Here is a 1,652-nt window from a genome sequence, read left to right on the forward strand (position 1 = left end):
CCCCTGAAGGTGCTGGACATGCGCAAGCCAGAAACCGCAAGCGAGAAACGCGCCCTCGCCGTCTTCCAAACTGTCGGGTCCAGCTTTGGTGCGATAGCGCAGCACCAAGCCGTCCTCCATCAAGCCATTTTCGATGGCGTGTACCGTTGCACTCACACGCGGATCGTTCGCTGGCAGGAAGCCCGTGAGTGGAATCAACAAGAGGCTCGCATCGAGCTCATCACCGCCGTAGGTTTGTGTGAACGTGTTCAGGTTTCGATTGAAGCCATGCTCGAGGACATCCTTGCGAACGCGTTCTGCAAGCCGCTGCCACGTGTGCGTCGGCGCGGGCATGCCAAAGTCTCGGGCCGAGCGCAGCGCGCGGTCGACCGCGACCCACGTCATCACTTTCGATAGGGTATAGGGCTTACGACCGCTGCGCACCTCCCAGATACCGTTATCCGGCTCGCGCCACCGCTGCTCCAGGTGTTCGACCAGACGCTTTTCGAGCGACCAGGCGTCCTCGTCGAGCGCGAGGCCTGCGCACCGGGAGATATACAACGCATTAAGGACTTCGCCGTAGATGTCGAGCTGCATCTGGCCGACCGCTGCGTTGCCGAAACGCACCGGTGCCGACTGTTCGTAACCCGGAAGCCACGGGCATTCCCATTCATCCACGCGACGTGCGCCATCGAGCGTGTACATGATTTGCAGTTGTGCCGGATCGCCGCCGATAGCCCGTACGAGCCAGTCGCGCCAACGCGCTGCTTCCTCCTGGTAGCCGCCAGCGAGCAATGCCTTGAGCGTGAAGCTCGCGTCCCGTAGCCAGCAGAATCGATAGTCCCAATTGTGGGTGGTGCCTACGCGTTCCGGTAGTGAACTCGTCGGCGCCGCGACTATACCGCCTGTTTTAAGACTCGACAGCGCCTTGAGCGTAATTAACGACCGCTGTATCGCGTCGGCATAGGACCCTGTCACCGTGCTGCGCGACGACCATTCGGTCCAGAAGGCCGCTGTGCTGTAAAGCGCGGTATCGAGATCGGGAACGGCCGGGGCTGGACCGAAAGAATCGCTGCATGTGAGGGAAAACTCTCGTTGCTCGTCCGGTCGCATCTCAAAGGTCATCCGAACGTCATTTCCATCGCAAGACAGTTCTGCAGAAGAGTCCAGCCAGAGCGCTTGAGGCCCGGCGATCAATTGCACTCGCTCGCCAGCTCTCTTGGCCCATGGAACCGCGCGCCCGTAGTCGAAGCGCACAATCAGCTCACATTCCATGCACACCGGGCCACCCTCGCAGCGGACCCGGCGCGCCAGCGTTGGCTGCGCCGCGCCCCAGACCATCCAGTCCATCAGCGTGACCGTGCCCGACCCGGTCACCAAGGTGGTCTCCAGAATAAGGCCCTCGTCGAGATAACGCCGTGCCGTCCGTATCACCGGTTCCCGAGGCGTAATGCGCCAGCATCCGTGGTGCGCGTCGCCGAGCAGCGCAGCGAAGCAGGTGTCCCCGTCAAACGTTGGCCAGCACAACCAGTCGACCGATCCCTGTCGATCCACGAGCGCGCCGGAGCGACCGTCTCCGAGCAACGCGTAATCTTCGATGCGCATCGACACGGGCTCCTCCTAGCGCTTGCTGAACCTTCGGCAAACAAGTGCGGCGGCTAGAAGCATGGTGC

The 1,652-nt window shown here is 62.0% G+C and carries 1 protein-coding gene; it reads right to left on the reverse strand.

Annotation, left to right across the window (positions count from 1 at the left end):
- The coding region (locus WCA53_RS12500) for a glycoside hydrolase family 15 protein (protein WP_423910140.1) at nt 1–1,584 on the reverse strand (1,584 nt) is incomplete at its 3' end.
- Nucleotides 1,585–1,652: the final 68 nt, after the last annotated feature.

The organism is Caballeronia sp., from assembly GCF_049581465.1.
Taxonomy (GTDB): domain Bacteria; phylum Pseudomonadota; class Gammaproteobacteria; order Burkholderiales; family Burkholderiaceae; genus Caballeronia.